Annotated in this window: 1 protein-coding gene; it reads right to left on the bottom strand. The window is 41.5% G+C overall.

Translation table 11 applies throughout. The features are described from left to right. Positions 1–61 precede the first annotated feature (61 nt). Positions 62–798 (bottom strand): site-specific integrase (locus INT21_RS16830; RefSeq protein ID WP_193085500.1); only part of this gene is annotated, 737 nt, incomplete at its 5' end.

The raw sequence follows: 798 nt of genomic DNA, 5'->3' as shown, positions 1-798 counted from the left end.
GTGGGTTAGAAGTGCTTCCGGGGGCCGGTCTCACGGATTCAGGTTTCTTTTAGAAAAGCCATTAATATTCACCGCTATCAAGAATAATGTTTGTAGCTATTTCATGAATCTCATTAGCCGTAACTACTTCTTCAGAAAGTTTGAGATAGCCCAGCAGTGTGGCTCTGCTTCTGTGCCCCATCACAGACTGGAGATAGTCGAGTGCTTTTCCTTCTTTTATTCCTGAATTCAATAATTCTTTTAATCTTTCAACAGCATAGGTTGAGCGTAAATTATGGAATTTATGACTAAAATTTGGAAGCTCGCTTCTAACGGCATTTCTTAGCTCACCCCATCGTGCATCTATACTTTTAGACGAATATGGTTTGCCTAACTGGTTTAAGAGCAGCGGGGGACTGTGTTTGTCTTCAGGATGGCTTTCCTCATATAGTTTCCTGCGCTGTATGTATCGAGCTGAGTTAGTATAGTCATAGAGTTGCTGTATCAATTCAGAAGGGATTTCAGCTATTCTTACCGACCCATTTTTAGTTGCCACACCTGCCCTTGGGTCAAGTGCTAAACCATCAGCGTTGATCAGGTATTTCTTTCTCAGCTGTTCTGAGCTGGGCTTGTAAATTGCGTTTACCCGAAGACTTATAATTTCTGATCTTCTCAATCCACAGTATCGACTTAGCTCGATTGCAATTTGGAACTCCTGAGATAACGCAATGCTCTTTGTGTTATTGCTTCTATTCGAAACTCCAGTTTGAAGTTCCTTGTAAGTGAATCCGCATAAGTTATGGTGTATAAAGCGAGGCT

It is taken from the genome of Halomonas sp. 3F2F, assembly GCF_014897805.1.
In the GTDB taxonomy this organism is placed as follows: Bacteria; Pseudomonadota; Gammaproteobacteria; order Pseudomonadales; family Halomonadaceae; genus Vreelandella.
This window is presented reverse-complemented; position numbering and strand designations above follow the sequence as displayed.